The following is a 25,377-nucleotide window of genomic DNA, read 5'->3' on the forward strand; positions in this document are numbered from 1 at the left end:
TGCGCCCTCCCTCAGAGCGAATCGTCTTTGACGCGATAGAGGTGCCAGCAGCCGTCCTTCCGGAAGAAGAACGTCGTCTGGTAGTCCGTATCCGGCCTGACCAGCTTCACGGCGATCTCGGTTGGGCCGCTTACCGTCTGGGTGGCCACCAGTCCGTCCTTCGTCTGGTCGGCCTGGCTGGGCATCACGGGGAACGCGATCTCGGCCTTGGCCAGCGATTTCGATACCGGTTTCGGTTCGGGATCGGCGTTGGGGTCGACCGAGTCGCTTTGCAGTGGGTCGGTGACGTACATCTTCTGAAGAGCGACGTTGTTCTCGAACAGCGGCAGGAAGCGGTCGAACTGCTCAGCCGGGCAGGTGGGTGCGGAAGAAGGCATCGACGCGGTCGAGGTAGCCGCCGCGGGAGTTGAGGTCGGCGCAGGAGCCTTGTCGCAAGCCGCCAGCAAAAACGCGGCAAGCACGAAGGGCAGGGTTACGTTACGCATCGTCGATCCTCTCAATGTGGCGGCAAGGACAGCGACGCCTGCTGCTGGCTCGCCTGCTGGGTCTGTTGCTGTTCGTGAGCCGGCTGGACGGCATGCTTTGCGAGCGCCTGGGTGCTCTGCTCCACCGAGGTCGCCGTTGCCTGCTGCGTCGCGACTTCGGCCACCTGCTTGTGCGGCGACTGGGGATCGCCCTGCACGGCATACGTGCGGCCGGCGTCCGCGCTCAGCGCGACATGGTCGATGCGCTGCATCCCTTGGTGACGCGCGGCGACCGTCAGCGCGGCGGCGAGGTTTTCGCTTCGCTGATCGGGTTTGCGCTGGTGTTCGGCGTCCAGCCGGTGCACGGCGTCTTGGGCTTGGCGGAACAACGCGTGGTCCGGATGCGAGGCATGATTCAGCGCCGGCATGGGTGGGTAGCCGGGACCATCGGGGTGAGGATGGTGGTGATGAGGACGATGACGTCTCCCGGCCTCCACGAGGTCTTGCGCGTGCTCGATCGCAGATAGCGTGTCGTGCCCGGCGACGCCATCCTGGGCGATACCCGAATGGCGTTGCAGAGCCCTCACCGCCGCCTTCGTCGCGGGGCCGAAATCGCCGTCGGCTTTCAAGACGTGGCCATGAGCGTCCGTGTACCCTAGCCTAGCGAGGCTGGACTGCAAACGACGGACATCCTCGCCATGCGAGCCCTGCTTCAGCAGCGGCGCGGCGCGTGGGTGGGCAGGCGCATGCGTTGCCGGCCTGGCGTCGGCCAGATGTTGCACGAGACGCTCCATGACTTCGGGCGTCAGACGCTTCTCCCACGCGGCGAAACGTTCCTGGCGATCTTCAAGGCCGTTGTAGCGGCCATTGATGGCGTGCGTCGCGGCTTTGACGTCCTCGCGCGCGTTTTCTGGTACCCGGTTCCGCCAATACCAGACGGCGATGCGCGCCGCGTTGTTCGGCTCCGCGGCAAGTTCAGGATGCTTCACCAGATCGAGGTCGAGGGCTTCGCCCGCCGCCCGGTAATTGTCCTTACCGGTGAGTTGCATGTAGCCGCGTCCGCGGTACAGATAGCCCTCACCCGGGCGGTCGTTACCGTTGCGACCGCCGTACATGAGTTCGGCGAGCTTTTCGGGGTGGCCCTGCAAAGCGCCAAGGCGCGCCGTTTCCAGCGACTTCTCGCCTTCGCGCCAGGCGGACTGCACGGGGATCTGTGCGATGTTGCGGGTATAGCGGAAGCTTTCTTCCATCCTGTTGAGGCCGTTGGACTCGTGCGAGACCTGGGCCATGAAGTTGGCCAGTTCCTTTGGCCTGGTGATGCCTGCCGCGGCCGCCGCCGCGAGCAGTTGTGATTCACGATCAATCGCCATGTGTAGCTCCTGTTTGACTACCACGTTCGGCGGGGCTCCTTGCGCGCCCTAGGCCCGCCCCCTCCCGGGCGGGTCGATGCCCGTCAGGGCAATGCCACCTCTGGAAGTCGCGCCGGGTCGAAGTCGCTGAAAGCGACGTCGCCCAAGTCGCTGGCTTTCAAGTCGATCGCCTTGTGCTCACCCGTATCCTGGTCTTCGACGCGCCTGGATACGTGCGTGACGAACCAGTTCTTGCGTGCGGCAACATAGGTGAAAGTGAACTCGTCGGACCATCGCTCGCGGCTGCCGCCGCCGATGGCGACAGTGAAGCTGCCGCCTTCTACGCGCGTGTATCCGTAAGGATCGCCGGCGATGCCGCCGCATGTCGCGCAGGGAATGAGATGGACATTGGAGGCGGCCTCGCGGAGCTTCCCGGCATCATCGCGAACGAGGACCTTCACGATTCGCGGAGGGCCTTCCGTCGACGCCGGCGCTCCGGAGGATGGCGGGTCGAGCACCAGCACAACGCCCGCCGAACCGTCGCCTTTGAGATCGCCGGACGTGGACTCGAGGATCTTCGCCCCACCGGTCGCGAATGATTTCAGGTCGTCCATCTTGCTTCCTTTGTTCCTGGTGTCGGACGTCGAGGCGGTATGGGGCGCATTCGCGGCGTAAATGGGCGTTGGCGAACCTAACGAGGAAAAGGCGAGCAACGCAATGAGGAACTGAGATTTCATCGATTTACATCCTCGATACTGCAACGATGGATGTTCTTGCGGGTGTACAACCCCGCCGCTCGCCAAGGCGATAGGACGAATTGAATCGCTAACCTCACTGGACGCGCCGTGCAACGCTGCATCCGCTGTAGACGACTTTGCATTGCGAGGCCGATTCGTTGCAGGACAGCATTGCATCGCTTTCCGCCCCACCTTTATCTGGCCCGCGAGCGACCCCGTGCCCGCCGACACCCCAGGCTACTGCCGCGCACTGGTTGTAATAAGTCATCTCGACCTTGCATCCCGTCGCGCCTCGACTTTCACAGTCTCGAGTGGCGTCGCGAATTGCTTCGGACTTGCTGTCCCGATCCGTCACCGTTCCGGCGCCGCCAGTGGCGCTGTCAATGACGATCGCTCCCCACGTGTCCTTCCACACAGGCGGGGGTGCTGCGGGCAGATTGCCTTGGGGAGGGTTATAGCCCGGCATGCCGGATGCATCTGGAGGTACGCAGTTGCCGCCGCCCGTACTCACGCCGGTGGCACACTGACCCCATGCGACATTTGCCGATAGAGCCGCGCAAGTGATCAATAACTTGAGATGTTTCATTTCCAGGGTTCTCACGAGTATCCAGGATCCTTCGTGTATCCGGTTTCTTTCAGTTTAAGTCGATCGTTTGCAGCAATATCACCGCCTGGCGAAGATCCCAGCTGGGAGTAGTTCCCAAAAGTATTGCTTTGGCCGACACTCTGATTCGTATTTCGTTCGTGTGTCTGATTATTTGTAGCTGGAATGTAGCTCGACGTGCCGGGCACGCCATACCCACCACGCGAGTTCGGCGGCTCAGGCTTGATATGCCCAAACGGCGAGTACGAGTTGAACTGGCCCAAGGTACCCTGGAAGAAGGCGGCGGCCATCGGCGGGGCGCTGATGATCATGGTCGTGAGCAGTAGGCCGAGGCCGCCTTGCTGGAGAGCCATGCTGTTGATGCCGTCGGTCGTGCCGGCGCCGCCCATGCTCGGCATGGATAGCAGGTACTTCACCGCAAAGGCAGCCGTGACGGCGGCCATCATTTTCATGGCGATGGTGACCATGACGCTGAGCACAGCCAGGGAGAACACGGTGCCGATGCCGTAGAGCAGCCATTTGCTGAACAGCTGCTTGGTAGGTTCGAAGAGCAGGCACATGATGAAGATGGGCCCGAAGCCTACGAAGAGAGCTAGCGCGATCTTGTTCAGTAGCAGCATGGAGCCGGCGATGACGCTGGGGCCGGCGATACCGATGCCGGTAAACCAGCGATCCCGGTCCTTCGCATCCTGTGCGGCCTGGTCGCCGCCTGTATCGATGGCATCGATGGTGCCCATCGCTACTTCCATGCCGGCCAGGTTGTTGTCGATATGCTGGAACGGGCTGCCGCTTTCTCCCGTGACGTATTGTGCGATGGCCGTGGACATGCCATCGCTCAGCGTCCAGTAAACGGATGAGGAGGAGTAGGCAGCCGTCGTGGCGATGAAGACCACGAGGGTCGCCTTGAGAGAATCCCCCACCAGTACCATCATCGGCTGGCGCGACTGCCCAGTGACGATGCGGAATCCCTGAAACATGATCCAGACCGTCAGCACGGTTACGGCAACGAAGCCGATGATCGTGGCCGAGCCGGACAGCAGCTTCCATTGCATGATGTCGATTTCGGTGCGCAGGAAGTCGTTGATCGTCTGGAAAAAGACGAACTGGGTCGCCGTGTCCAGCGGACCGGCAAACATGGATAGGGCCGAATGGCCGGCGAAGATGTTCATGAAGTCAGCCATGACGTGGTGTTCCATTTATCTTGATTTCGAGAAGCCGGTCAGAAGCCATTGGATTCACCGATGCCCAGCGTTTGCATGCCCTTCGGCTTCTCGCTTTGCACCCCTTCCAGGGACGCTTTAAGAGCGGCGCCCGTGGCAAGACCGCTGATGGCGTTACCTATATTCACGTCGCCGATGCCAGGCAAGGAGACTGATCCCCAGTCCGAAGGCTTCTTGCCGATGTTCGCGGCATTGGCAGCCATGGTCTGCTGCGCGCGAAGAAACCGGAGGTTCGCTTCGTAGGCATAGTTCACGGTCTGCATCTGCTGCTGATCGAGTGCAATCAGGTTGTAGAGCGCTGTGAGCTTGTTCGTATTGTCTTCGAGCTTGCCGAACTGGTTCGCGTCTCCCGGCTCGATCGCCGCGCGCTCCTTGAGAAGTTCACGCAACATGGAGTCCCGTGTCGCGGTGTTCTTGTACATGGTGAGCATGTATTGGTACTGGGCGTTCTCGAGATCGACGATCTGCTGGCAGGTCGCCTGCTGGGGTTGCGCCACGGCCTTGCACCGCGTGCCATCGTCGAGTTTCGTCGAATCCTCAGGTAATGCTTTTTGCGGGTCCGCAACGCGTGGTCCCGGCTGGCTGTCCTTGTAAGTACCTATCTTGAATTTCTCGTTGATGGCGTTGATGTTGCCATTGATCGTAGAGCCATCGCCGATCGTCTTGCCGAGGACGTTGTTGATATCCGTTGTCCTGTCGGCGGTGGTCTTGGTATTTGTCTGGATGGTACTTAAGGTAGTGTTGGCATCGGCGTCATTGACGGCCCACTGCGCATGCGCAGCGGGCGCGACCGATCCGAGCGCAAGGAGGAAGGCAGCTGCGCCAAGGAGCCGCCGAAGCGACGAGGTATGGCGATGTTGTTCGGTGTAAGTAGCCATGGTGGTCTCCGGGGTCAGCGAGCCGCCGAGCGGGCAGGGCGTGTCGTGGGGGAGGCGGGCGACGGCTTCTTGCCGCTGCCCTTGCGATTTTCGTAGAAGTGCGGCAGCCATTGGTCCGGGCTCAGATCGTCGGGATGGACACCCTCGATTTCGGCCTGGCGTGCCAGGACCTCCTGCATGATCTCGATGTTGTCCGTCGATGCGGAGATCACGGCGAGGGCATCGTCCATGCCACGCAGGTTCAATTGACACACGGCCGAGGCATGGCCCTGCTTCACCAGGAAGCGGCGCGAGCGCTCGTCCAGGCTCACCACCACCTGGTACTCGGCATCGGTGAGCTTGAGTCCGTCGACATAGTCCTCGCGGCTGGCATTCGGGTTGGGCAGAAGGATCATCGTGGCGGTCTGCTCGATGAGCGCGGCGGAGATGTCGCTGGCCAGTGCGTCCTCGGGACTCTGCGTGGCGAAGATGCCCATGCCGTTCTGCTTGCGAATGGTTTTCTGCTTGTTCTTCGCGAATTCCTTGAGGCCGCCCTTGCCATCCAGGATCTTCCAGAACTCGTCCATCACGTAGATAAGGCGTCGGCCGTCGATCAAGGCCTCGAGACGGTGGAGGAGGTAATTGATGACAGGCGCTCGGACTTCCGCATTGTCGATGATATCGGTGTAGTCGAAGCCGATGATGTTGGCGCGGGAAAGGTCCACGGTGTCCAGCGGATTGTCGAAGACCCATCCGAGGGAATTCCCTGCAGTCCACTTGCGCATGCGGATGAAGAGACCGTCATCGCCGAGGTTCGGCAGGTTCTTCTGGAAGTTGGTCATGCTGCGCAGGTGCATGGGGATGTCGAGGACAGCTTCCACGGCACGGTAGATATCCTCCTCCTCGCGCGAGCTGTACACGCTCTTTCCCGCCAGCACCTTGATGAGGTCGGCGAGGAACTGCACGTTCTCTTCGGTGCGCTCGCATTGGAACGGGTTGAACCCCGAGGGTTTGCCGTTCTCCAGGGCGAGGTAGTTGCCGCCGCAGGCGCGCACGAAGATCTCCGCGCCGCGGTCCTTGTCAAAGAAGAAGATCGTCGGCGCCGGGTCCAGCTTCTGCACCTGGCTCAGGAGGAAGTTGATCAGCGCCGTCTTGCCGGTACCCGACTTGCCGATAACCATCGTATTGGCGATGGCCTTCTCGCCGTATGAGTTCTCGGCAGGGTGGGTGGCGTGGAAATTGAAGAAGTACGGCTGGCCATTGGTGGTCTGCAACGTGGTGACGCAATCGCCCCACGGGTTGTTCTGCTTCTTGCCCGTGGCGAAATTGTGCAGCGGCGACAGACCGAGGAAGTTGAGCGAACTGACGTTCGCGAGGCGGGTCCGGTATTTCCAGTTGCCCGGGAACTGCGCGTAGAAGGCCGATGTGACGGCCAGGTCTTCCTTTACCGAAACGAAGCCCGCGTTGGAAAGTTCCGCGCGGGTGGCCGCGATCTGTTGCGAGAGCGCCTCTTGCGCCGTCGAATACACCGCCATGGTGAAGTGGTATTCGCCGAGCACGAAGTTGCCCGACGCAAGCTGGTCCATGGCCTGGTCCATCTCGATGATCTGGCTGACCGCCTTGTCGCCGGAGGAGATCATCATGCCCTTGGTACGCTCCAGGGCCTTCAGGGCGTCTTGCCGCCCCATCGGACTGAAGGAGTGGGTGATGACGTATTCGAAATCGAGGTATTTGAGGCCATTGAGGATGCCAGGGTAGGTGCCCTCCACATATTCCTTGATGTTGAGGATGGCACCGAAATGGTTGACGCCGTTGGGCGTGGTCAGGACGAAGTCGCCCGTCTTCGACGAGAAGCGCTGGCGGCTGACAGGCAGATAGTCCTTCACGGCGGCGGTGAGCACCGGAACCGGCTCGTCGAGACGATTCAGGATGTATCCGTACAACTCGAGCACTTCGGAGAACACGACGCCGTTAGGCGCTTCATACATGCCCATGCGGGTCGGGGCGTAGTCCTTGAGGACCGCCTCCACGTTGCCCGCCAGTTCCAGGATCGTCGCGATCGCCTGGGCCTGCTCCGACTGAAGGCGTTCGACGTTCGAAGACTTCTCGACGAACCGCTTACCCGACACCACGGGACGGTAGATCATCGTGAGGTACAACTCGTTCTGCATCAGCTTCTGGCCGGAGAGCGACGCGTAGTAACCGTCGGACAGCTCCTGGTTGAAGCGGTGCTCGAACTTGCTCTTGTCCTTGATGCCACGACGCCTGCGGATGTCGTGGACCCAGAAGGCGACGTTCACGAAGTCGGGGGCGCGCAACGTCTGCAGCATGCGGTTGAAGGTATTGTGCCGATGCTCGATCTCCCATTCCTCCCGGCCCACGAAGGGCAGGCCGCCAAGGCGCCACACGAGCAGGAAATCGCCCCCCGTCGTTTTGAGGACGGTCGGCGAGACGTGGGTGGAGAATGGTATGAATTCCCCGATCGATGCATCTGGAATGAACATGGCTCTGTCTACCGTGAGACGCGCTGGAAAGGCCCTGGCAGCACGCTGCCAGGGCGGGGAAGTGCCCTATCGTTTCGCCCTGCCTGGCTCGCGATAGCTATTGGGCGTAAACACCCAGGTGCCGTCGTGCTCCGCCAGATTCCTCACCCGTGTCCGGAACTGAAGACGCAGTCCGAGCAGCCGGAAGATCATTTCGTCGCGCCGCGCCATCTGGCGCATCACGAAGATCGAGCATGGAATCCAGAGAAGCCACCACATATTGAAGTACATCGCCATCAGCAAGCCGCTGCCCGCCCCCACGAAGAAGGGCACATAGGGCACGCCCATGAACATGGGAGGACGCGTGCAGCCGCGGAAGAGCGCGTTCTTATGCATGGAGGTGCAGCAGGTGCATGGCGGCCTGCAGCGAATCCATGAGGAAGGCGCCGCTGCTGGAAGTGCACGCGTTCTGCGAGCCGCCGTTGCCGCCGACAACCATCTTCGCCACTTGTGCGGCGGCACCGATCAGCACACCGCCGACGAGTGCCGGCGCAACGTCGGCGATGCGTTTGTGGGCGAAGGCGATCTGGTAGCCGGAGAAGATCACGGCGATGGTCACCACGACGATCGATGCAGCATTCAGCAGAGAATTGATGTTCTCGAAGAAACCGCAGACCTTCTTCGAGGTTTCGGTCACGTCCTGGGCCAGGCCGATCGACGGCAGGAGCAGGACGGTGGCGATCATGAAAAAGATCGCCACCTTGTTGATCGACGTGCGGTCGGTCGGGATGCTGGGCAGTTTGGACATCTCGTAGTTCCTTCGTGTTACTGGACTGGGTACGGCCGAGCGAACGCGGCCGGGTTGAGGACGGCTACGGATCCGTAGCCGGTTTCGCGATGACCCGTTTCCTCAGACGAGACGAACAGGTCAGAAAACAAAGGCGCCATCGGCTCCTCCCCCGCGCAGGTCCGCGGGATCGCCCGCGGGTGTGGGAGGGGCCGCGGGTGAGGCGGCGGCGGAGGGCGCCGGGTCGTTGGGGCCCTGCACTCGTGGTACGAAGACGCCGCTGTCGTCCGCTGCGCCAGTTCCCGTTGGATTGGACGAAACGCCGATCTGCGACATGACCGCGGCCGTGCTGGGGTCGGTAGGGATGCGCCCTGGCGCGGCGGGAGGCGCGGGCGCGGGCAGCGTCCCACCCGGAAGAGAGATAGCTCCGCTGCCAGGAATGATCGTCCCGACCTGAGTCTGTGTTGCCTCGGCAGCCTGCAATGCCTGCGCAATGGACGCGGCGTCGGGCAGCGTTTCAGCCACGGCAGGATTTGCCGACGGTGCCACCGCCCGGCTCGGCGGCGGAACCCCTGCCGCCTTGGCGACGGCGGGCGCCAAGGCGCTGGCGAGAGCAGCGTCCGCCACGCTTCGCATGGCCACGCGGTACATGGAGCTGTCCGTGGCACCGAGGGCCGTTCCTTTTCCCGTCGTGCCTGCGGAGCTACCCACCAACGGTATGGGCGTGGCGTTCGTCACCGGCGCGCTCTGGCGCGCCATGGATTCGAAGATCTTCTGGACGTAGCCGTCCTGGTAGCCGGTGGTGAAGTTTCCTGAGTAGTAGCAGCTGAAGGCCTTGCCCCAGTCGCCGCCGGCACTGGCATAACACTGCGCGAGGATTTGCGATCCCGCGACCAGGTTCGGACACACGTCGAACGCCTTCTCGTAGGTGTCGAGCCCAAACTTCCCGAGATTCGTGCGATTGACCTGTGCGACGCCCAGGGAATAGTTGTAACCCTTCGCCTCGAGCATGCGCGCCGTCGCCACCGCTTCGCCGAGGTTCTCTGGCTGGCGCACGAGCTGACCACCCACGACGCCGATGGCGAACGGGTTGCGCGACGATTCGACGTTCACGACGTGCTGCATCACCTCCGCCGGTACGGCGAGGTTGGGGCAAGCCATCATTTCCAATCCTGGTAGCACCGTTACAACTCCTGTCTAATGACCGATGTGTTTCGCGTGTTACCCCCCGTCCGGGGCCAGGCCCCGAGCGGGGTTGAAGTCGATGCCGGTAATGTGTCGGCGTCCGGCGTGCGCCTTGATGTGCACGACGATGTCGATCGTGAGCATCAACAGTCGCTTGATCGTGGAGAACTCGAGGCCTGCGCCCTCGTTGGAGGCCTTCACCATCAGGCCCAGCTGGTCCCAGGTCTGTTCGACGCTGCCGGCGTGGCAGCTCGTGATCGACCCGGGATGTCCCGATGCACAGTTGCGAATGAAGTAGAAGGACTCGTCGCCACGAAGCTCGGCGAGGATGATCCTGTCCGGCTTCATGCGCAGGCAGGCTTCCATGCAACTCTTGGCAGTGACATTGCTCGCACTCTGTCCGCCTTTCGAATAGAGCAGGTGCACGACGTTCGGCTGGTCGATGAAGAGTTCACGGGCATCCTCGATGGTGACGAGGCGTTCGTCTTCCGGAATATGGCCCACCAGCGACTTCATGAAGGTGGTCTTGCCGCTGCCGGTGGCGCCGGAAACGACGATGTTCTTCTTGCTGAGCACGGCATGGCGGAAGAAATCGGCATAGCGGCGCTCCGCACGTAGTTCGAGCAGTTCCCGGTCCGCCTCGGTGATGGTGTTCGCGCCCTCGAGGATCTGGTCGAAGAAGCCATCTTCCTGGTACTGCGCCAGCGTCTTGCTCTGCCGGGAGGGGAGACGGATGGTGATCGAGACCCGTCCCGCCTCGCACGCGGGCGGGATGACGAACTGCGCGCGCTGGCCGGTCGGGAAGGTCAACGAAACGACCGGGTCGACATCGGTGATGCGTTGACCCGTGTTGCTTTCGTTGACCACGGCCGTGCAGAACTGGCGGGCGCGCTCGAAGGTGAGTGTCGGCACCTCCACGCGCTGCCATTTGCCTCGGCTTTCCAGATAGAGCTCACCTGGCCTGTTGATGCAGATCTCGGTGACGTCGGGCGATGACAGGTAGTCCCGGATACCCAGTACCTCGTACTGGTAATCCAGGAAGTCGTTGCCGACGGCGGCGAGCGCGGGTCCATTCATATCGGTCAATACCGCGCCACCACGCCGCTGAAATCCACATCCTTGGCGACGTAGATGGCCAGTACCGTGCCCTGGTTGATCGTGACGGTCGCGGGACGGTTGACGGCGCGCTGTACGGCGGAATTGGCGATCTGCTGGATCGTCGCCGCGGTGTTGCTCTCATACGGGCTTTGCGTGACTACGCCATTGCTGATGGTGGTCTGGCGCGGGCCATGCTCGGCGGCTTCGTACTTGAATGCATCGCTGAGCAGCGAGATCAGCAGGGCTGCCCCGATGCGACTGCCCCAGTGGGCATTGTAATAGCCAGGATGGCCGGCACCGCCCAGCGTATCGATGCCCGGGCTGGCCATGTTCACGTCGATGCCCGTGGGCGTAACGATGCGATCCCAGATGACGGCGACGCGTGGGCCATTGGGCTCCATCTCGTACTTGCCCAGCACCTTCGAACCCTTCGGCAGGAGCAGTCGCTTGCCGGTGAACGAGTAGACCGGTTCGGTGACCACGCAAGATGTGAAGCCGGGAATATCGGTGATGATCCTCGTTTCAAGCACGCAACGGATGAACGTGCCGCGCAGCATCAGCGTATCGGGGTGGGTGAGCGGCGAGGCATTGGAAACCTCGGGCAGCGCCCTGGCGCCATAGTTGGCGTTCACCGGTACACCGCTGGATTGCGGACCCGGATAGGGCATGCCGGGAATCATTCCCAACGAACTGCCGAGACCGCCTGGGCCGCCACCGCCACCCGCCGGCTGACCACCGCCAGCTATTTGCGCGGCTTCCGTATCCATCATGCGACGTTCGACCAGCGACGGGCCTGTGCGCACCTGCGGCATGGCTGCAGGACGCTGGGGAAGCGTCGAAGGCAATGGCGGAGGCGGAGCCAACGCGATCGGCTCGGGCAGCTTCGGTGCTGGCTCGGGCACGGGGGCGACCCGGGGAGCCTCGGGGACGGTGACGGTCTCTTCCGCCTTGGCTTTCTTCGGCGGCGGCGCCGAACTGCCGCTGCTCACGAAGAACCATGCTGCGAAAAGCAGCAGGGCGACGATGCCGGCGAGGAACCCGAGCGCGCGGCGATTCATGCGGCGAACGTCGGCCTCCGCAAGCTGCGGGGCACCAGCGTCGAGGTCCGGCGGCGGTGCCTGGCGACGCTGTGCCGAATACGGATTCCCTGCGAGCGGATCCGCGTGTTCGCCATTGTTTTCCGGCGGCGGCACGCGGCCGTCGGGGGTCTCGTCGTCCGGATGATAAGGATTATTCGGGCTCACTTCTTCGTGTTCCTTCGCAGACCCACGACGTTGTTGTCGTGCCGGATGACCAGGTAGTTGTACGTGCCGTGGACAACGATGGTGTTGCCTTCGACCGTGGTGTTCACCACCGAATCCTCACCGTGTTCCTTCTCGCGCATGTACACGGTCGGGAAGTTCCCTGTGGGGAACTGCTTCAGATCGGGCATCTTGATGTACGTGAAGCGGGCATCGTCGTAGACGTTCGTCGGTACGAGCCATGGCGCCGTGTTGCGCTTCATGGCGTAGTCGTAATCGAAGTTGTAGTCGCGCCCCTTGACCAGCGACGTATCGAGCTCCGGTGTTTCGGCTACCTTCTTCGTTTCGGCCAGGAAGCTCGTGTCCGATGGGTAGGTAAAGGTGATCTTGTACTGGACGCCGGCACGCCGGGCCTGTTCGAGGGTCTTCCAGTCCGTGGCTACCACCTTCAGTTCGAAGATGTACGAATGCGTCGCGGTACGGATCATCATGTTCGTATCGACGTCGACGTTCTTCGGCTTGACATAGAACACGTTATCTCGGCGCGTCAGTTCCCATCCGCTGCTGAAGCCCGTGCTGTAGTCGAGGATCTTCTCGTTCGGACTCAGTTCGATCTGCGTCGTGATGCCGAGGCCAGTGCGAACCGTGTAGATCTTGTCGGGTTCGTACTGGTAGGGCGTGACTGCCTGCGCGCGGACGACGCCCGTCGTGCCGGTGGCCGCCAGGCAGACGGCCAGGGTCAGACGTAGCAAGGTTTGGTGTTTCATCAACGGCGCCCTCCGTTGGCGGCGGTCGGCTGGGCGATGGTGGCGGCCTGTGGTGCCGCAGGTTGCGTCGGCTGGCCGACAGCCGGTGCGTTGTCGACGGGGATCGGCGACTGCGGCATGGAAGCCACGGCCCCGGGTTGTTGTTGTGCCGGTGCGGCGGCTGGGGACTGCGCCGTTGTCGGCGCCGAGCTTTCCGGCGGCGGCGGCTCTGCGTAGTCGTTGTCCACCCGATAATCGGTGACCTGGAAGCCGAGCGGATTCTCGACCCGGTACTGGTCATCCATCTTCAGGTTCGGCTTGTATGCGAACGCCATCGTGGCGATCTTGCTGTCCAGGGGCACCGTCTGCCCGGAGACCTTGTTGTAGACACTGCGCTGGAAGCGGACTGTCGCGCCTTTCGGCGTCGTTCCGTCCTCGCCGCCGATCAGGACGATGCTCAAGATCTTGACGCGAATCGCCCTGTCGCGACCGTAAGTCTTGTAGGGGGCTTCTGGATTATCCAGCGCGTGCAGGTCGGTATATGCCTTTGCGACGTTCGGCGCGGCCATCGTCAGTACGGTGGCCCAATCGCGCAGGTTGATCATCGTCACGTCGAACGATTCGCGCGCGAGGATGAAGTGGGTGACGTTGCTGCGGTTGATGGCTTCGCTGGCGCTGATGCGCCGGTTGACCACGTCGTCGGTGATGCGCGTGACTGAGCTCATGCCCGTGTAGGCATCCGCGAGGACGATATAAGGCACTTTTTCCTTCAGCGGCAGCATGTAGAAATAGCCGGCGGCAAGGATCAGGGACATCGAGATCGCACAGAACGCCACCATCCAGGCTCGGCGTTCGCTGCGTTGCGCAAGGTCGGACACGGTGATTTCGAAATCGACCGATTTCGCTACGGCGGCGTCGATCTTCGGAGATTGCTTCTTGTTGAGCATCGAGGGAGCCTGGTCAGCGGGTCTGGGGCGCGGTAACGGCGGCCGCGCCCGTCGCTTGCGCGATGGGCGGCTGCTTGTCCGGTTGGGGGGAGGGTTCGCCGGCGGCTGGGGCCGACGGGACGATCCTGCTGGTTTCCTCGACTACGATTTCCGGGCCATCCACGACCACCGTCACGCCTTGCTGCGCGAAGATCGCGCTCAGCTGGCTCGTTGCGTCACGAACTTCTGAGGTATGGATGCCCGCAGCCGCCTTGGGCAAGGTGAAGTCGGAACGCAAGCGATACGACAGTTTGGTGCCCGTGTCGTTCGTCCAGCGCGTCAGCATGATCCTCAACGTGCCATCCATGGGCGCGGCGTAATAGGTATACGGGACGGCGAGAGGGATCTCGACCGGCTTGTCGTCGTAGCGGTTGACCGGCCGCCAGCGGCCGCCGAAATCCTTGGCCGGTGGCGTACTGCAGCCCGAGAGCAGGGCCGCCAGCGATACGAGAAGGCAGACGGAGAGCTTCGTAGACAGGTGTGTTTTCACGCGTGGCTCGTAAGTCATTGGAAGGCAATAAAACGGCGGTAGCGACGGACGCAAAGGAACCTCGCCGCGAGGCGAAGGCCTCAAGCGTTTAAAACGCTCCGTATGAGGTCTGAGATGGGAGTCTCGGGAAAGGGCGCGTCCCGATGGAGGTGCCGTGGCGGCATCGCCGCTGGCGGTCGTTCTGTTTTGCCGGAACCAGCGCTTCGAGCCGACGAGGCCTCGAGCGACATGCAAATCATCCATACAACATCCTGTACAAGCGCCTAGGCGCCCTTGCATTACGTACCAGCGAAGAATGGCCACGCGCGCTCGGGGGCGATGTCAAATCGCCCACCCATAGTTGCGACACTTGAAGCCTTTGGATTCCCCGACCTTAAGCGGACCCCTGCCCGCGATGTAAAGCTAACGCAACAACCGTTTTTTGACTAGAGCCTGAATTGCCTGTTTTTGCGACATTTGTCACACAACACAGGCATGTAATGTGCGTGAAACGCGCCGATACTTTGACGCGCATCGCGACGAGACTGCCAACTGGTCCGGGATTTTGCCGAATACGTGCATGTCTCGTGAAGGTTGCGATCGTAACCATAGTGTTTTCCATTTCGAAGCGAAGGCTCTCAGCCCAGGGTGTCAATCGCACTACATCCAGATGGCTTTCCAGCGCATCTGCTGTCGCTCACAAATGCTGATCCAACCGCAGGGCAGGTCGTCAGGTATGGGGTCCCTCGCACGTTGTGAGCGTTTGCCGCAGAGTCTGCGCGGACGCGCCCGCCGGCTGCTGACGGGCGGAACGGGTGCTTGAGCGCGGCGTGGCCTGAAAGTCGAACCATCCGGGGTGTCTCCACCGGCGCGTGCGATGTCATCACGACAACGCACGGCACCTGTAACGAGTCCATGTGAGCAACTGATTGTTGTCATGGTACCGGGCGCCCGCGACGCTGGCAATCCCATCCCTCATACTGCTTCTTTTATCCGAGGGACTCGCCGTGTCACCCGACCTCATTCCGACCGATGCCGAACTTGAGGCCTGGGCGCGCCAGGTGGCCGACGCCGCGCAGGCGAAGCGGACCATGGTGGCCACGGCCGAATCCTGCACCGGCGGCTGGATCGCGAAGACGCTCACCGATCTCGCGGGCAGTTCGGCCTGGTTCGAGGCGGGCGTCGTTTCCTATAGCTACAGCGCGAAAGAGGCGCTGCTCGGCGTCAATCCGCGGACGCTCGAGCGCACCGGTGCCGTCAGCGAGGAAACCGTGCTGGAAATGGTCTCCGGCGCGCTTTCCCGCTACGGCGCGGGCGTGGCCGTCGCAGTCACCGGCATCGCGGGCCCCTCGGGCGGCACGCCGGAGAAGCCCGTCGGCACGGTCTGGATCGGCTGGAAGCGCCGCGGGGGCTACGCCCACGCACAGCTCTATCACTTCGATGGAAATCGGGAGGCGGTCCGGCGACAGACGGTGGCCGCGGCGCTTGCTGGAATAGTCGATGAGCTAGGGACTGACCGCGCGCCGCCTATGGCAAACTTGGGGAATGCGGATCGCAGTCCCTGAGACCACGGTCGGGCAAGATACTCACCTACACACGAGACCGGAATTCACGATGGACGACAATAAGCGCAAGGCGCTGGCGAGCGCGCTCGGCCAGATCGAAAAGCAGTTCGGCAAGGGTGCCGTGATGCGTCTTGGCGACCGCGTCGACGACCAGATCGACACCGTGTCGACCGGTTCGCTCGGCCTGGACATCGCCCTCGGCATCGGCGGCTTGCCGCGTGGCCGTATCGTCGAGATCTACGGTCCGGAATCGTCGGGCAAGACCACCCTCACACTGCAGGCCATCGCCTCCTGCCAGCGCGAAGGCGGCACGGCGGCCTTCGTCGACGCCGAGCACGCGCTCGATCCGAGCTATGCCGAGAAACTCGGCGTGAACGTTGCCGACCTCCTGGTCAGCCAGCCGGATACCGGCGAGCAGGCCCTGGAAATCGCCGATATGCTGGTGCGATCGGGTGCCGTGGACATGGTCGTGGTCGACTCGGTCGCCGCGCTCACCCCGAAGGCCGAAATCGAAGGCGAGATGGGCGACTCCCACGTGGGTCTGCACGCGCGCCTGATGAGCCAGGCGCTGCGCAAGCTCACGGCCAACATCAAGAAGTCGAACTGCCTCGTCATCTTCATCAACCAGATCCGCATGAAGATCGGCGTGATGTTCGGCAGCCCGGAAACCACCACTGGCGGTAACGCGCTCAAGTTCTATGCGTCGGTCCGCCTCGACATCCGCCGCATCGGCGCGGTAAAGAAGGGCGAGGAAGTCATCGGTTCGGAAACCCGCGTGAAGGTGGTGAAGAACAAGGTGGCGCCGCCGTTCCGCCAGGCCGAGTTCGAGATCCTCTACGGCGAGGGCACCTCGCGCGAAGGCGAGATCATCGAACTGGGTGTGCGCGAGAACCTGATCGACAAGTCGGGCGCCTGGTACAGCTACAAGGGCGACCGCATCGGCCAGGGCAAGGAGAACGTCCGTCAGTTCCTCCGCGACAACCCGGCCATGGCGAATGAGATCGACGCCGAACTGCGTTCCCGCCTGCTGGTGAAGTCGGGCAAGGGCGATACCGCTTCCGCCAGCGACACCGAGCTGGATGCGCTCGAGGAAGTCTGATCCCGGTACCGGGAAGGGCGAAGGCAAGGCCGATCGTCCTTCCCGCACTGCCTATGACAAAGCGCTCGGGCTTCTGGCCCGGCGCGAACACTCCCGCCGTGAACTCGCGCAGAAGCTCGAGCGCGGCGGTTTCGCGCGTGATGAATCCAAGGCCGCGGTCGAGAGACTGGGCGACCAGGGTTACCAGGACGACACCCGTTTCGCCGAGGCGCTGGTCCGGAGCCGCGTAGGGCAGGGCTATGGACCCGCCCGGATCCGGGCCGAACTGCGCAGCCAGGGCTTAGGCGACGCCACCATTCGCCAGTTGATCGAAGCGGCGGAGGTCGATTGGGAGGCTCTCGGCGCCCAGCAACTGCGCCGGCGCTACGGCGCGCCGGTCTCGGATCCCGCGGAACGGGCACGCAGGGCGCAATTCCTCTTGCGTCGTGGCTTCGCCGCCGCCACAGTACGTGTTCTTACCCACGCCGATGCGGAAGACGCCGACGACGACTGAAGGCAGTGAGCCTTGATTCTGGACGGAGCGTCCCCGCGAGACCTCGCAGCTCCGAAGCCACGATCGCTCATGAAAACCGCCGACATCCGTTCGACCTTCCTCGAATTCTTCCGCTCCAAGGAGCACACCATCGTGCCCTCGGCATCATTGGTGCCGTCGAACGACCCCACCCTGCTGTTCACCAATTCAGGCATGGTGCCGTTCAAGAACGTGTTCCTCGGCAGCGAGAAGCCGGGTTATGTCCGCGCGGCCGATGTGCAGCGCTGCCTGCGTGCCGGCGGCAAGCACAACGACCTCGACGCGGTCGGCTACACCGCCCGTCACCACACCTTTTTCGAGATGCTGGGCAACTGGTCGTTCGGCGACTATTTTAAGCGCGACGCCATCCGGTATGCCTGGGAGCTCCTGACCGGCGTCTACAAGCTGCCGGCGGAGCGGTTGTGGGTCACCGTCTACCACACCGACGATGAGGCCTACGACATCTGGCACAAGGAAGTCGGTGTCCCGGCGGACCGCATCGTCCGCATCGGCGACAACAAGGGCGCCCCGTTCGCGTCGGACAATTTCTGGCAGATGGCCGATACCGGCCCCTGCGGTCCGTGCACCGAGATCTTCTATGACCACGGTCCGGACGTGGCCGGTGGCCCGCCTGGCTCACCGGATGAAGACGGCGACCGCTACATCGAGATCTGGAATCTCGTGTTCATGCAGTTCGACCGCGCGCCCGACGGCACGCTCTCGCCGCTGCCCGCGCCTTGCGTCGATACCGGCATGGGCCTCGAGCGTCTGGCGGCCGTGCTCCAGCATGTGCATTCGAACTACGAGATCGATCTGTTCGCCCACCTGATCGCGGAAGCGTCGCGTCTCACGGGTACGGCGGACCTGGCGAACAAGTCGCTGCGCGTGATCGCCGACCATGTGCGCGCCTGTTCGTTCCTGATCGTCGACGGCGTCCTGCCGTCCAACGAGGGGCGCGGCTACGTGCTTCGCCGCATCATCCGCCGCGCGCTTCGCCACGGCTGGATGCTGGGCGTGCGTGGCGATTTCTTCTGGAAGATGGTGGCGCCGCTGGTCGCCGAGATGGGCGTGGCGTACCCGGAACTGGCCGCGAAACAGTCCTTCGTAGAGCAGGCCCTGAAGACGGAAGAAGAGCGCTTCGGCGAAACCCTCGAGCACGGCATGCGCCTGTTCGACGACATCGCCGCGAAGTCCGGCCAGATCATTCCGGGCGCGGACGCCTTCCGTCTCTACGACACCTACGGCTTCCCGGTCGACCTCACCGCCGACATCGCGCGCGAGCGCGGCATGAGCGTGGATATGGAGGGCTTCGAGCGTGCCATGGGCGAGCAGCGTGCGCGCGCCCGCGCGGCCAGTAATTTCGCGACCAAGGCGCAGCTGCCCGCCGAAGTCGCCAGTGCGGTGGCGCCCACCGTGTTCACCGGCTACGACGATCTGGACCTGGCCGACGCGAAGGTGGTCGCCATCGTTCGCGGGGGCAAGGCGGTGGACCGTCTCGCCGATGGCGAAGACGCCTTCGTGCTGCTGGACCGCACGCCGTTCTACGCCGAGTCCGGCGGTCAGGTGGGCGATACCGGCACGCTGGGCAATCCTTCGGGCTCGTTCGCCGTCGCCGACACGCAGAAGGTGGGTGGCGCCTTCTTCGCCCACTTCGGCACCTGGCAAGGGTCCGCTCCGCTGGAGAAGGGCGCGATCGTCGGGGCCTCCGTCGACGCCGCGCAGCGCCAAGCGACGGTCCTGAACCACTCCGCCACGCATCTGCTGCACGCCGCACTGCGTACCGTGCTGGGCGATCACGTGGCACAGAAGGGCTCCCTGGTCGCCCCGGAGCGCCTGCGTTTCGACTTCTCGCATTTCAAGCCGGTCACGCCGGAAGAACTGGCCCAGATCGAGCGCATGGTGAACGACGAGATCCGCCGCAATGCGCAGGCGGAAGTCCGCCACATGGGCTACGACGAGGCGATCGACTTCGGTGCCATCGCGTTGTTCGGCGAGAAGTACGGTGCCGAGGTGCGCGTGCTGAAGATGGGCGGCTTCTCTACCGAATTGTGCGGCGGCACGCACGTGAACCGCACGGGCGATATCGGGTTGTTCAAGATCGTTTCCGAGTCCGGCGTCGCCGCAGGCGTCCGCCGCATCGAGGCGGTGACCGGCGCAGGCGCCATGGCCCGCGTGGCCGATGAGGAACGCATCCTGGGTGAGGTTTCGGGCTTGCTGGCGGCTACCGGCGACGACGTGGTCGAGAAGCTGCGCCAGTTGTTCGACCGGCAGAAGAAACTGGAACGTGAGATCGAATCGTACAAGGCCAAGGCGGCCAGCTCGGCGTCGGCCGACCTGGCGAGCTCGGCCGTCGACGTCGGCGGCATCAAGGTGGTGGCCGCCCGGCTGGAAGGCATGGACGCCAAGTCGCTGCGTGACGCCATGGACGTGCTGAAGCAGCAGCTCGGCGATTGCGCGATCGTCCTGGCGGGTGCGGTGGATGGCCGCGTCTCGCTGGTGGCGGGCGTCGGCGGCGCCGCGCTGGGCAAGGTGAAGGCGGGCGACCTGGTCGCCGAAGTCGCCTCGCACATCGAAGGAAAGGGCGGTGGCCGTCCGGACATGGCCCAGGGCGGCGGCCTCGACAGCCCGACCCTGCCCGGCGTCCTTGCCGGTATCCCGGCCTGGGTGGAGGCACGCCTGCGCTGAACGAAGCATGGCCGAGTGGTCGCCAGGGTGCCGCAAGGGCGCTCTGGTGCACGTATTCGGGGATTCGTGCGTTGCGTCCGCCTGTTTGGCTCGGCTAGTATCATCCGAATGTCGAAAGCATCCTTCGGCATCGATCCTACGGATCGCGATGGCAGGACAGCTGGTCAGCGACACACACACAACTAGAGCCGGGGAAGGCAATCGGCCTTCGATGGTCGAAACGTCGATCCATTGACGGCAAGCACTCGGGGTGAGGTTGTCGTTGGTGGGGAAGCCAATACCTGATTTTATGGAGTATCAATCATGCTGATTCTGACCCGCCGGGTCGGTGAAACCCTGATGATCGGCGACGAGGTGACCGTCACCGTTCTGGGTGTGAAGGGTAACCAGGTGCGCATCGGCATCAATGCGCCGAAGAATGTCGCGGTCCACCGCGAAGAAATTTACCAGCGCATCAAGAACGAGAACGATCCCGCCGGCCATACCGGGGACGACCAGTAAACGCTTTACGGCCGAAGCAAGGGCAAGTATCCTTGCTGGCTCGTTACACGGAGAGTTGCCCGAGAGGCCGAAGGGGCTCCCCTGCTAAGGGAGTATAGGGTCAAAAGCCTTATCGAGGGTTCGAATCCCTCACTCTCCGCCAGATACGCAAAGCGCCCCGAAAGGGGCGTTTTGCGTTTGCGGGATGCGCTCGATCAGGAAGTCATTGCTGGGAACGAGGTGATGCGCAGCTTGGCACCCGCATAAGGCACCAGGCGCAGCGTGGTGGCCGGTTCGTCCTCCACGGCCGGCTTCACCGGCACGGGGTCCGCCGCGCCTTCTTCCGCCTTCCAGGCCACGAGCCGGCCCGGTACGGAGAGCGTCACGGCCGGTGTCGCACCGGCGAAAGGCCGCTTGCCGATGGGGTGCTGCTCCACCGTGCCCGCCGCGCCCACGGCATAGTTCCACTGCGAGGTCGGGTAGACCTGCCAGTCGTTGGTGAGGCCGCGCTTGCGCCATTTGATCCATGACTCGCCGATCGGCAACGAGAACACCAAGGGTCCGCGGCTGAAACTGACGGAGTCGTTGTAGCCCTTTTCGGTAACGACCTCGGCCGGGAACGACAAGGCGATCTTGTCTCCCGGATTCCACCGGCGTTCCACGGTGAGGAAGCCTTTGCCCGCCGTCGCCTCCACCGTCTCGCCGTTGATTCGCACCGACGGGGAACGGCACCAGCCCGGCAGGCGCAGGCGCAGCGGGAACGCCACCGGCGACGCCGGCCGCAGCGTCATGAGGATATCGTCGCGGAAGGGGTAGTCGGTCTCCTGCTCGATCTCGATGGCAACGCCGCGGGCCACGGTGCTGACGCGGCACGGTGCGTACACGGTGGCGGCAAGGCCGCCATCGGCGCAAGCCATCCACACGCTCGCCGTGAGCTTCGGCCAGCCCTGGTGGAAATTCGCCGTGCAGCAGCCGAAATGTGGATCGAGGCCGAACAGGTTCGCCTCGGGTCCGTTGGTGGTCCACGGCCGCCGGTGCAGGCTGCATTCCACCTGGTTGGGCTGCTGGTCGTACTGGTGGGCCCACATGTCGTCGGTGAAGGCGGCAGGCAGGGCGTTATACGCGATGCGCTCGATCCGGTCGCCGAGTACGGCATCGCCAGTAATGGCCAGCGCCATTTCCAGCGAATACATGGCCTCGACGACGGCGCAAAGTTCGACACCTTGCGACGGACTGCGCCCTGCCAGGTGCTCGTCGGCGGAGAACATGCCGTTGGGCAGGCCATGGTACGTGTCGAGTTGTGCGAGTTGATGATGGATGGCCGCGCGGTCGTTCGCATCGCGCGACACCAGCGACCACACCGGCGACGCCTTCAGCGACTGGGCGACGTTGACGCCATGTACCTGCAAACCATCGTCTTCCATGAAAGCGTTCTTGCCGCCCTTGGCTTCGACCAGCTTTGCGTCGGTTTTCTCATGGAACGGAAATTCGGCGAACATGCCTTGCCAGTCGTAGCCCTGCTTCTTGAGCAGTGCGGCCAGTTCCAGGAGTTTCGGATCCTGCGTGCGCGCATGAAGCCAGAGGATCGAGGCCACTTCGTCCTGCCAGCGCATGCGCCCCCAGTCGCGCAGCGGCCGTTCCGGCAGCGCGCCCAGCTGGTAATGGAAGTAGCGCGTCATGAAGGGCACGACGCGAGCGTCGCCGGTCAGTTCCTGGTACTGCGTCAGTACCTTCAGCATGACCATGCGCGGCCACCAGTCGTCGTTGGACTTCGGGCCGAACATGCCGCTGGGCCAGGGATTGTCGAGGGTCCAATCGATGAAGCGTTGGGCCTTGGCCTTCAGCGCCGGCGAATCGAGTTGCCATGCGAGCGGCAGCAGGCCGTCGACGAAGTAGGGTCCGCGCTCCCACGATTCGCCGGTGCCGCCGAGCCAGCCGCTCTGCGGACCGAGGTCCGGCCAGGTCTCGTCGACCCGTCCGCCGAGACCCTCGGCCTGGATCTCCAGCTGGCGCCGAAGCCAGCCCGTCGGGCGGATCGAGCCTGCAGGGAGCAACTGGAAGGGTTGCGGCGCGAGAGGCGCCTGCGGGAATACGGCCGCCGGGGCAGGTCTTGCCGCTGCGTCGACCTTGCCCACGGGGAGCCACGATGCCAGTGCTCCGAGAGTGGACGCCTGGAGAAAACCCCGGCGGCCAGGATGGATGGGATCGTGCATTCGGAACGTCCTCTCGCCGTCGGCCCTCTCGTGAATATGTACTACTTGTTTATCTGAAGGAAGTAGGTTGGGGAAAATCGCCGAGGCTCCGCCGACAAGTCCGGTTGCGTGAAGAACCGACAGAATCGCCCCTGCAGCCCGGCGACGGACATGACAAACTTGCAAGGGTAAATCCGTCGCGCACCCCGCGCGTAAATCAATGTCCCTGTATGAGCGGGACCATGCCGGAGTTCGTATGGACCTGCAAAAGCGCAATCGTGTCCGGGTCGTCGGTAACGGGCCGGCCACGCTGGTCCTGGTTCACGGCTTTGGTTGTGACCAGAACATGTGGCGCTTCATCGCACCGGTGTTCGCGGACCGCTACAGGGTGCTCCTGTTGGACCTGGTCGGAAGCGGGCAGTCGGATGTGTCTGCCTATGATCCCGGCCGCTACACGAGCCTTACCGCCTACGCGGAGGATCTCGTCGAGGTCATCCGTGCATACGCCGAGGGGCCCGTGGTGTTCGTCGGCCATTCGGTCAGCGCCATGATCGGCGTGCTGGTCGAGAAACTGGAGCCGTCCCTGCTGCACGCCCACGTCATGGTCGGGCCCTCAGCCTGTTATCTGAACGACGGCGATTACGCCGGCGGTTTCTCGCGCGCGGACATCGACGAGTTGCTCGAGACCCTCGAAGCCAATTACCTGGGATGGTCGAGCTCGATGGCACCGGCCATCATGGGCGTGCCGGAGCGCCCGGAACTGGCGGAAGAATTGACCAACAGCTTTTGCCGGACGGATCCCGACATCGCCGCCCAGTTCGCCCGCGTCACCTTCCTCTCCGACCTTCGCGCCGAAGCCGCGGAGGTGCGCCGCCCGGCCCTCATCCTGCAGTGCACCGAGGACATCATCGCTCCCCTCACGGCCGGCGAGTTCCTCGCGGACGTCATTCCGGGGTCGCGCTATGTGCTGATCGACAACGTCGGTCATTGTCCGCACCTGAGTGCACCCGATGCCAGCGTGCGGGCGATGGACGCGTTCCTGCGCGACGTCCTGCCTTCGTGAACGATCCGGGGCCGGAGGGACACCGCGACTGGCAGGACGCCCCCTGCGGCCTGGCCGTACTGGACGACAGGGGTGTGATCGTCCGTGTTAACGCGACCTTCTGTTCCTGGTTTGGCCATACGGCGGACGCGCTGGTCGGCAGACGCGCCTTCAGCGACCTGCTCAGCGTCGGTGGACGGATCTTCTACCAGACCCACGTGCTGCCGCTGTTGCGGATCCAGGGTTCCGTTGCCGAACTGAAACTCGATATCCGCTCCAGCGAGGGTGGGTTACTGCCGGTCCTGGCCAACCTGCATCTGGAACAGGGTGGTGGCGTGGCGGTAGCGGTGTTCATTGCCAAGGACCGTGCCACCTACGAGCGGGAGCTTCTCGATACACGGCGCCGCGCCGAGGAAGCACTGGCGAGGCAAATGGAAGCCCAGCGTGCGCTGAGCCTCGCCGAAACCAGCCTGCAACTCGCCTTGGAAACCGCCCGGGTGGGCATCCTGCGCATTGACCGGGACGGTGCGAGGCAGTTCTCGCGCAGCACGGCGTTGCTGCTCGGCCACGCCGAGCCAGGCCCGGTCGACGAGGCGCAGTTCCTCGCCGCCTTGCATCCCGAGGATCGCGAGCGAGAGCGCGCACTGGCCGTGCTGCGGCCGGCGCCGGGCGACGGACCGGTGCGGCAGGTCTATCGCCTGCACGGCGTGGACGGTAGCGAGCGCGTCGTTGAAGCCTGCGGACAGGGCATCTTCTCCTCTTCCGGCGTGTTCCGGGAGATGGTGGTCATCGTCTATGACGTGACGGACCTCACGCGACGGCGTGCGGAAGCGGAGGACCGGGCGGTCCTGGCGGAACAGATGATCGGTATCGTCAGCCACGACCTGCGCAATCCGCTGATGGCCGTAGCGGTGGGGCTGGATATCTTCACGAACTTGCCCTTGACGCCGCGGCAGACGAAGGTGCGCGAGCACATGGTGGGCGCGGTCGAGCGGTCGTTCCGGCTGATCGGCGACCTGCTCGATTTCACCTCGGTGCGCCTTGGTGCGGGACTCCAGGTCGACCGCCGGCCGGTAGACGTGCACGCAGTGCTCGAGCAAGCCATCGCGGAACTCCGGCTGAGTTTTCCGGACGCTCCTCTACGCAGTACGGTCCATGGCCAGGCAACGTTCGTCCTGGATCCGGACCGCCTGGTGCAGGCGCTCGGCAACCTGGTCGGCAACGCGGTTCGTTATGGCTCCGCCGGATCGGCCATCACGATCGACCTGCGTATCGCCGGCGACTTGCGGCTCAACGTGCATAACGAGGGCACGCCCATTCCCGCGGAACGGCAGCCGGGGCTATTCGACGCGATGGTTCGGGGAGGCACGCACCGGCACGTGCAGGGCGTGGGACTGGGCCTCTTCATCGTTCGTGCCATCGCCCGTGCCCATGGTGGCGACGTGACGGTGGTCTCAGATACGGGAATCGGTACGACCTTCACCGTTCGCTTCGCGTCGGCAGATTAAGGCACTCCATCGACAGAACCGGTGAAGGGGCCTTGTAAAGGATCTGGAACATCGGCGATAAGAGGAGCC

General features: G+C 63.5%; 23 protein-coding genes and 1 tRNA gene. 8 read left to right on the plus strand and 16 right to left on the minus strand.

All coding sequences use genetic code 11. The annotated features are described in order from the left end of the window. Positions 1 to 11 precede the first annotated feature (11 nt). The 15 genes from ACR9ZH_RS09910 to ACR9ZH_RS09980 all read right to left on the minus strand — a co-directional run bounded on the left by ACR9ZH_RS09910 (position 12) and on the right by ACR9ZH_RS09980 (position 14,247). On the minus strand, positions 12 to 485 hold the full coding sequence (locus ACR9ZH_RS09910) for a hypothetical protein (protein WP_481290598.1): 474 nt from the start codon (positions 483 to 485) through the stop codon (positions 12 to 14). An 11-nt stretch (positions 486 to 496) separates the two neighbouring features. Beyond that, complete coding sequence (locus tag ACR9ZH_RS09915; RefSeq protein WP_481290599.1) at positions 497 to 1,834, minus strand: XVIPCD domain-containing protein; 1,338 nt, start codon at positions 1,832 to 1,834, stop codon at positions 497 to 499. An 83-nt stretch (positions 1,835 to 1,917) separates the two neighbouring features. Continuing rightward, the gene (locus ACR9ZH_RS09920) at positions 1,918 to 2,427 is read right to left on the minus strand and encodes a hypothetical protein (RefSeq protein WP_481290600.1); all 510 of its coding nucleotides are present in this window, start codon (positions 2,425 to 2,427) and stop codon (positions 1,918 to 1,920) included. A 217-nt stretch (positions 2,428 to 2,644) separates the two neighbouring features. Continuing rightward, positions 2,645 to 3,136 (minus strand): DUF4189 domain-containing protein, encoded by a 492-nt coding sequence (locus tag ACR9ZH_RS09925; protein ID WP_481290622.1) that lies wholly within the window; start codon positions 3,134 to 3,136, stop codon positions 2,645 to 2,647. Between the two features lie 11 nt (positions 3,137 to 3,147). Next, complete coding sequence (locus ACR9ZH_RS09930; protein WP_481290601.1) at positions 3,148 to 4,335, minus strand: TrbL/VirB6 family protein; 1,188 nt, start codon at positions 4,333 to 4,335, stop codon at positions 3,148 to 3,150. 38 nt (positions 4,336 to 4,373) lie between these two features. Beyond that, on the minus strand, positions 4,374 to 5,252 hold the full coding sequence (locus ACR9ZH_RS09935; RefSeq protein ID WP_481290602.1) for a hypothetical protein: 879 nt from the start codon (positions 5,250 to 5,252) through the stop codon (positions 4,374 to 4,376). Between the two features lie 14 nt (positions 5,253 to 5,266). Next, on the minus strand, positions 5,267 to 7,735 hold the full coding sequence (locus tag ACR9ZH_RS09940) for a VirB4 family type IV secretion/conjugal transfer ATPase (protein WP_481290603.1): 2,469 nt from the start codon (positions 7,733 to 7,735) through the stop codon (positions 5,267 to 5,269). 66 nt (positions 7,736 to 7,801) lie between these two features. Further along, positions 7,802 to 8,110 (minus strand): VirB3 family type IV secretion system protein, encoded by a 309-nt coding sequence (locus tag ACR9ZH_RS09945; protein WP_481290604.1) that lies wholly within the window; start codon positions 8,108 to 8,110, stop codon positions 7,802 to 7,804. Then, a complete protein-coding gene (locus ACR9ZH_RS09950) occupies positions 8,103 to 8,459 on the minus strand; it encodes a TrbC/VirB2 family protein (RefSeq protein ID WP_481290623.1) in 357 nt (118 codons plus the stop codon). Before ACR9ZH_RS09950 ends, ACR9ZH_RS09945 begins: the two co-directional genes overlap by 8 nt. A gap of 183 nt (positions 8,460 to 8,642) precedes the next feature. After that, complete coding sequence (locus ACR9ZH_RS09955; protein WP_481290605.1) at positions 8,643 to 9,683, minus strand: lytic transglycosylase domain-containing protein; 1,041 nt, start codon at positions 9,681 to 9,683, stop codon at positions 8,643 to 8,645. A 39-nt stretch (positions 9,684 to 9,722) separates the two neighbouring features. Continuing rightward, a complete protein-coding gene (virB11, locus tag ACR9ZH_RS09960) occupies positions 9,723 to 10,763 on the minus strand; it encodes a P-type DNA transfer ATPase VirB11 (RefSeq protein WP_481290606.1) in 1,041 nt (346 codons plus the stop codon). A 5-nt stretch (positions 10,764 to 10,768) separates the two neighbouring features. Beyond that, the gene (locus ACR9ZH_RS09965; protein ID WP_481290607.1) at positions 10,769 to 12,028 is read right to left on the minus strand and encodes a TrbI/VirB10 family protein; all 1,260 of its coding nucleotides are present in this window, start codon (positions 12,026 to 12,028) and stop codon (positions 10,769 to 10,771) included. Continuing rightward, entirely contained in the window at positions 12,025 to 12,792 is a 768-nt protein-coding gene (locus ACR9ZH_RS09970; protein ID WP_481290608.1) for a TrbG/VirB9 family P-type conjugative transfer protein, read from the minus strand. The genes ACR9ZH_RS09965 and ACR9ZH_RS09970 overlap by 4 nt, the downstream gene beginning before the upstream one ends. Further along, on the minus strand, positions 12,792 to 13,718 hold the full coding sequence (locus ACR9ZH_RS09975) for a VirB8 family type IV secretion system protein (protein ID WP_481290609.1): 927 nt from the start codon (positions 13,716 to 13,718) through the stop codon (positions 12,792 to 12,794). The genes ACR9ZH_RS09970 and ACR9ZH_RS09975 overlap by 1 nt, the downstream gene beginning before the upstream one ends. 13 nt (positions 13,719 to 13,731) lie before the next feature. Further along, on the minus strand, positions 13,732 to 14,247 hold the full coding sequence (locus tag ACR9ZH_RS09980; protein ID WP_481290610.1) for a hypothetical protein: 516 nt from the start codon (positions 14,245 to 14,247) through the stop codon (positions 13,732 to 13,734). Between the two features lie 986 nt (positions 14,248 to 15,233). Between ACR9ZH_RS09980 and ACR9ZH_RS09985 the strand changes: the two genes are divergently transcribed. The 6 genes from ACR9ZH_RS09985 to ACR9ZH_RS10010 all read left to right on the plus strand — a co-directional run bounded on the left by ACR9ZH_RS09985 (position 15,234) and on the right by ACR9ZH_RS10010 (position 20,729). After that, positions 15,234 to 15,791: a CinA family protein gene (locus ACR9ZH_RS09985; RefSeq protein WP_481290611.1), complete on the plus strand. Its 558-nt coding sequence runs from the start codon at positions 15,234 to 15,236 to the stop codon at positions 15,789 to 15,791. A 49-nt stretch (positions 15,792 to 15,840) separates the two neighbouring features. After that, on the plus strand, positions 15,841 to 16,890 hold the full coding sequence (gene recA, locus ACR9ZH_RS09990) for a recombinase RecA (RefSeq protein ID WP_481290612.1): 1,050 nt from the start codon (positions 15,841 to 15,843) through the stop codon (positions 16,888 to 16,890). Then, positions 16,871 to 17,383, plus strand: a complete 513-nt coding sequence (locus ACR9ZH_RS09995) for a regulatory protein RecX (protein WP_481290613.1) — start codon at positions 16,871 to 16,873, stop codon at positions 17,381 to 17,383. Before recA ends, ACR9ZH_RS09995 begins: the two co-directional genes overlap by 20 nt. A gap of 69 nt (positions 17,384 to 17,452) precedes the next feature. Further along, the gene (alaS, locus tag ACR9ZH_RS10000; RefSeq protein WP_481290614.1) at positions 17,453 to 20,086 is read left to right on the plus strand and encodes an alanine--tRNA ligase; all 2,634 of its coding nucleotides are present in this window, start codon (positions 17,453 to 17,455) and stop codon (positions 20,084 to 20,086) included. A gap of 303 nt (positions 20,087 to 20,389) precedes the next feature. Next, complete coding sequence (gene csrA / locus ACR9ZH_RS10005; RefSeq protein ID WP_216164886.1) at positions 20,390 to 20,587, plus strand: carbon storage regulator CsrA; 198 nt, start codon at positions 20,390 to 20,392, stop codon at positions 20,585 to 20,587. Positions 20,588 to 20,636: 49 nt separating this feature from the next. Then, a tRNA-Ser gene (locus ACR9ZH_RS10010) sits at positions 20,637 to 20,729 on the plus strand. Positions 20,730 to 20,781: 52 nt separating this feature from the next. Here ACR9ZH_RS10010 and ACR9ZH_RS10015 read toward each other — a convergent pair. Beyond that, positions 20,782 to 22,779, minus strand: a complete 1,998-nt coding sequence (locus ACR9ZH_RS10015) for a beta-L-arabinofuranosidase domain-containing protein (RefSeq protein ID WP_481290615.1) — start codon at positions 22,777 to 22,779, stop codon at positions 20,782 to 20,784. Between the two features lie 235 nt (positions 22,780 to 23,014). On the opposite strand from ACR9ZH_RS10015, the gene ACR9ZH_RS10020 reads away from it, so the two are divergent. Both ACR9ZH_RS10020 and ACR9ZH_RS10025 read left to right on the plus strand, forming a co-directional pair. Beyond that, on the plus strand, positions 23,015 to 23,821 hold the full coding sequence (locus tag ACR9ZH_RS10020; protein WP_481290616.1) for an alpha/beta fold hydrolase: 807 nt from the start codon (positions 23,015 to 23,017) through the stop codon (positions 23,819 to 23,821). Further along, positions 23,818 to 25,308 carry a sensor histidine kinase gene (locus tag ACR9ZH_RS10025; RefSeq protein WP_481290617.1) on the plus strand — a complete coding sequence of 497 codons (1,491 nt, stop codon included), beginning with the start codon at positions 23,818 to 23,820 and terminating at the stop codon, positions 25,306 to 25,308. Before ACR9ZH_RS10020 ends, ACR9ZH_RS10025 begins: the two co-directional genes overlap by 4 nt. Positions 25,309 to 25,377 lie beyond the last annotated feature (69 nt).

It is taken from the genome of Luteibacter sp. SVR4-7G (genome assembly GCF_056755555.1).

What these genes read in the sequence shown, in the direction of transcription:
- ACR9ZH_RS09910 (WP_481290598.1), bottom strand. Translation starts at nt 485, where the DNA reads ATGCGTAACGTAACCCTGCCCTTCGTGCTTGCCGCGTTTTTGCTGGCG.
- ACR9ZH_RS09915 (WP_481290599.1), bottom strand. Translation starts at nt 1,834, where the DNA reads ATGGCGATTGATCGTGAATCACAACTGCTCGCGGCGGCGGCCGCGGCA.
- ACR9ZH_RS09920 (WP_481290600.1), bottom strand. Translation starts at nt 2,427, where the DNA reads ATGGACGACCTGAAATCATTCGCGACCGGTGGGGCGAAGATCCTCGAG.
- ACR9ZH_RS09925 (WP_481290622.1), bottom strand. Translation starts at nt 3,136, where the DNA reads ATGAAACATCTCAAGTTATTGATCACTTGCGCGGCTCTATCGGCAAAT.
- ACR9ZH_RS09930 (WP_481290601.1), bottom strand. Translation starts at nt 4,335, where the DNA reads ATGGCTGACTTCATGAACATCTTCGCCGGCCATTCGGCCCTATCCATG.
- ACR9ZH_RS09935 (WP_481290602.1), bottom strand. Translation starts at nt 5,252, where the DNA reads ATGGCTACTTACACCGAACAACATCGCCATACCTCGTCGCTTCGGCGG.
- ACR9ZH_RS09940 (WP_481290603.1), bottom strand. Translation starts at nt 7,735, where the DNA reads ATGTTCATTCCAGATGCATCGATCGGGGAATTCATACCATTCTCCACC.
- ACR9ZH_RS09945 (WP_481290604.1), bottom strand. Translation starts at nt 8,110, where the DNA reads ATGCATAAGAACGCGCTCTTCCGCGGCTGCACGCGTCCTCCCATGTTC.
- ACR9ZH_RS09950 (WP_481290623.1), bottom strand. Translation starts at nt 8,459, where the DNA reads ATGATCGCCACCGTCCTGCTCCTGCCGTCGATCGGCCTGGCCCAGGAC.
- virB11 (WP_481290606.1), bottom strand. Translation starts at nt 10,763, where the DNA reads ATGAATGGACCCGCGCTCGCCGCCGTCGGCAACGACTTCCTGGATTAC.
- ACR9ZH_RS09970 (WP_481290608.1), bottom strand. Translation starts at nt 12,792, where the DNA reads ATGAAACACCAAACCTTGCTACGTCTGACCCTGGCCGTCTGCCTGGCG.
- ACR9ZH_RS09975 (WP_481290609.1), bottom strand. Translation starts at nt 13,718, where the DNA reads ATGCTCAACAAGAAGCAATCTCCGAAGATCGACGCCGCCGTAGCGAAA.
- recA (WP_481290612.1), top strand. Translation starts at nt 15,841, where the DNA reads ATGGACGACAATAAGCGCAAGGCGCTGGCGAGCGCGCTCGGCCAGATC.
- ACR9ZH_RS09995 (WP_481290613.1), top strand. Translation starts at nt 16,871, where the DNA reads ATGCGCTCGAGGAAGTCTGATCCCGGTACCGGGAAGGGCGAAGGCAAG.
- alaS (WP_481290614.1), top strand. Translation starts at nt 17,453, where the DNA reads ATGAAAACCGCCGACATCCGTTCGACCTTCCTCGAATTCTTCCGCTCC.
- csrA (WP_216164886.1), top strand. Translation starts at nt 20,390, where the DNA reads ATGCTGATTCTGACCCGCCGGGTCGGTGAAACCCTGATGATCGGCGAC.
- ACR9ZH_RS10015 (WP_481290615.1), bottom strand. Translation starts at nt 22,779, where the DNA reads ATGCACGATCCCATCCATCCTGGCCGCCGGGGTTTTCTCCAGGCGTCC.
- ACR9ZH_RS10020 (WP_481290616.1), top strand. Translation starts at nt 23,015, where the DNA reads ATGGACCTGCAAAAGCGCAATCGTGTCCGGGTCGTCGGTAACGGGCCG.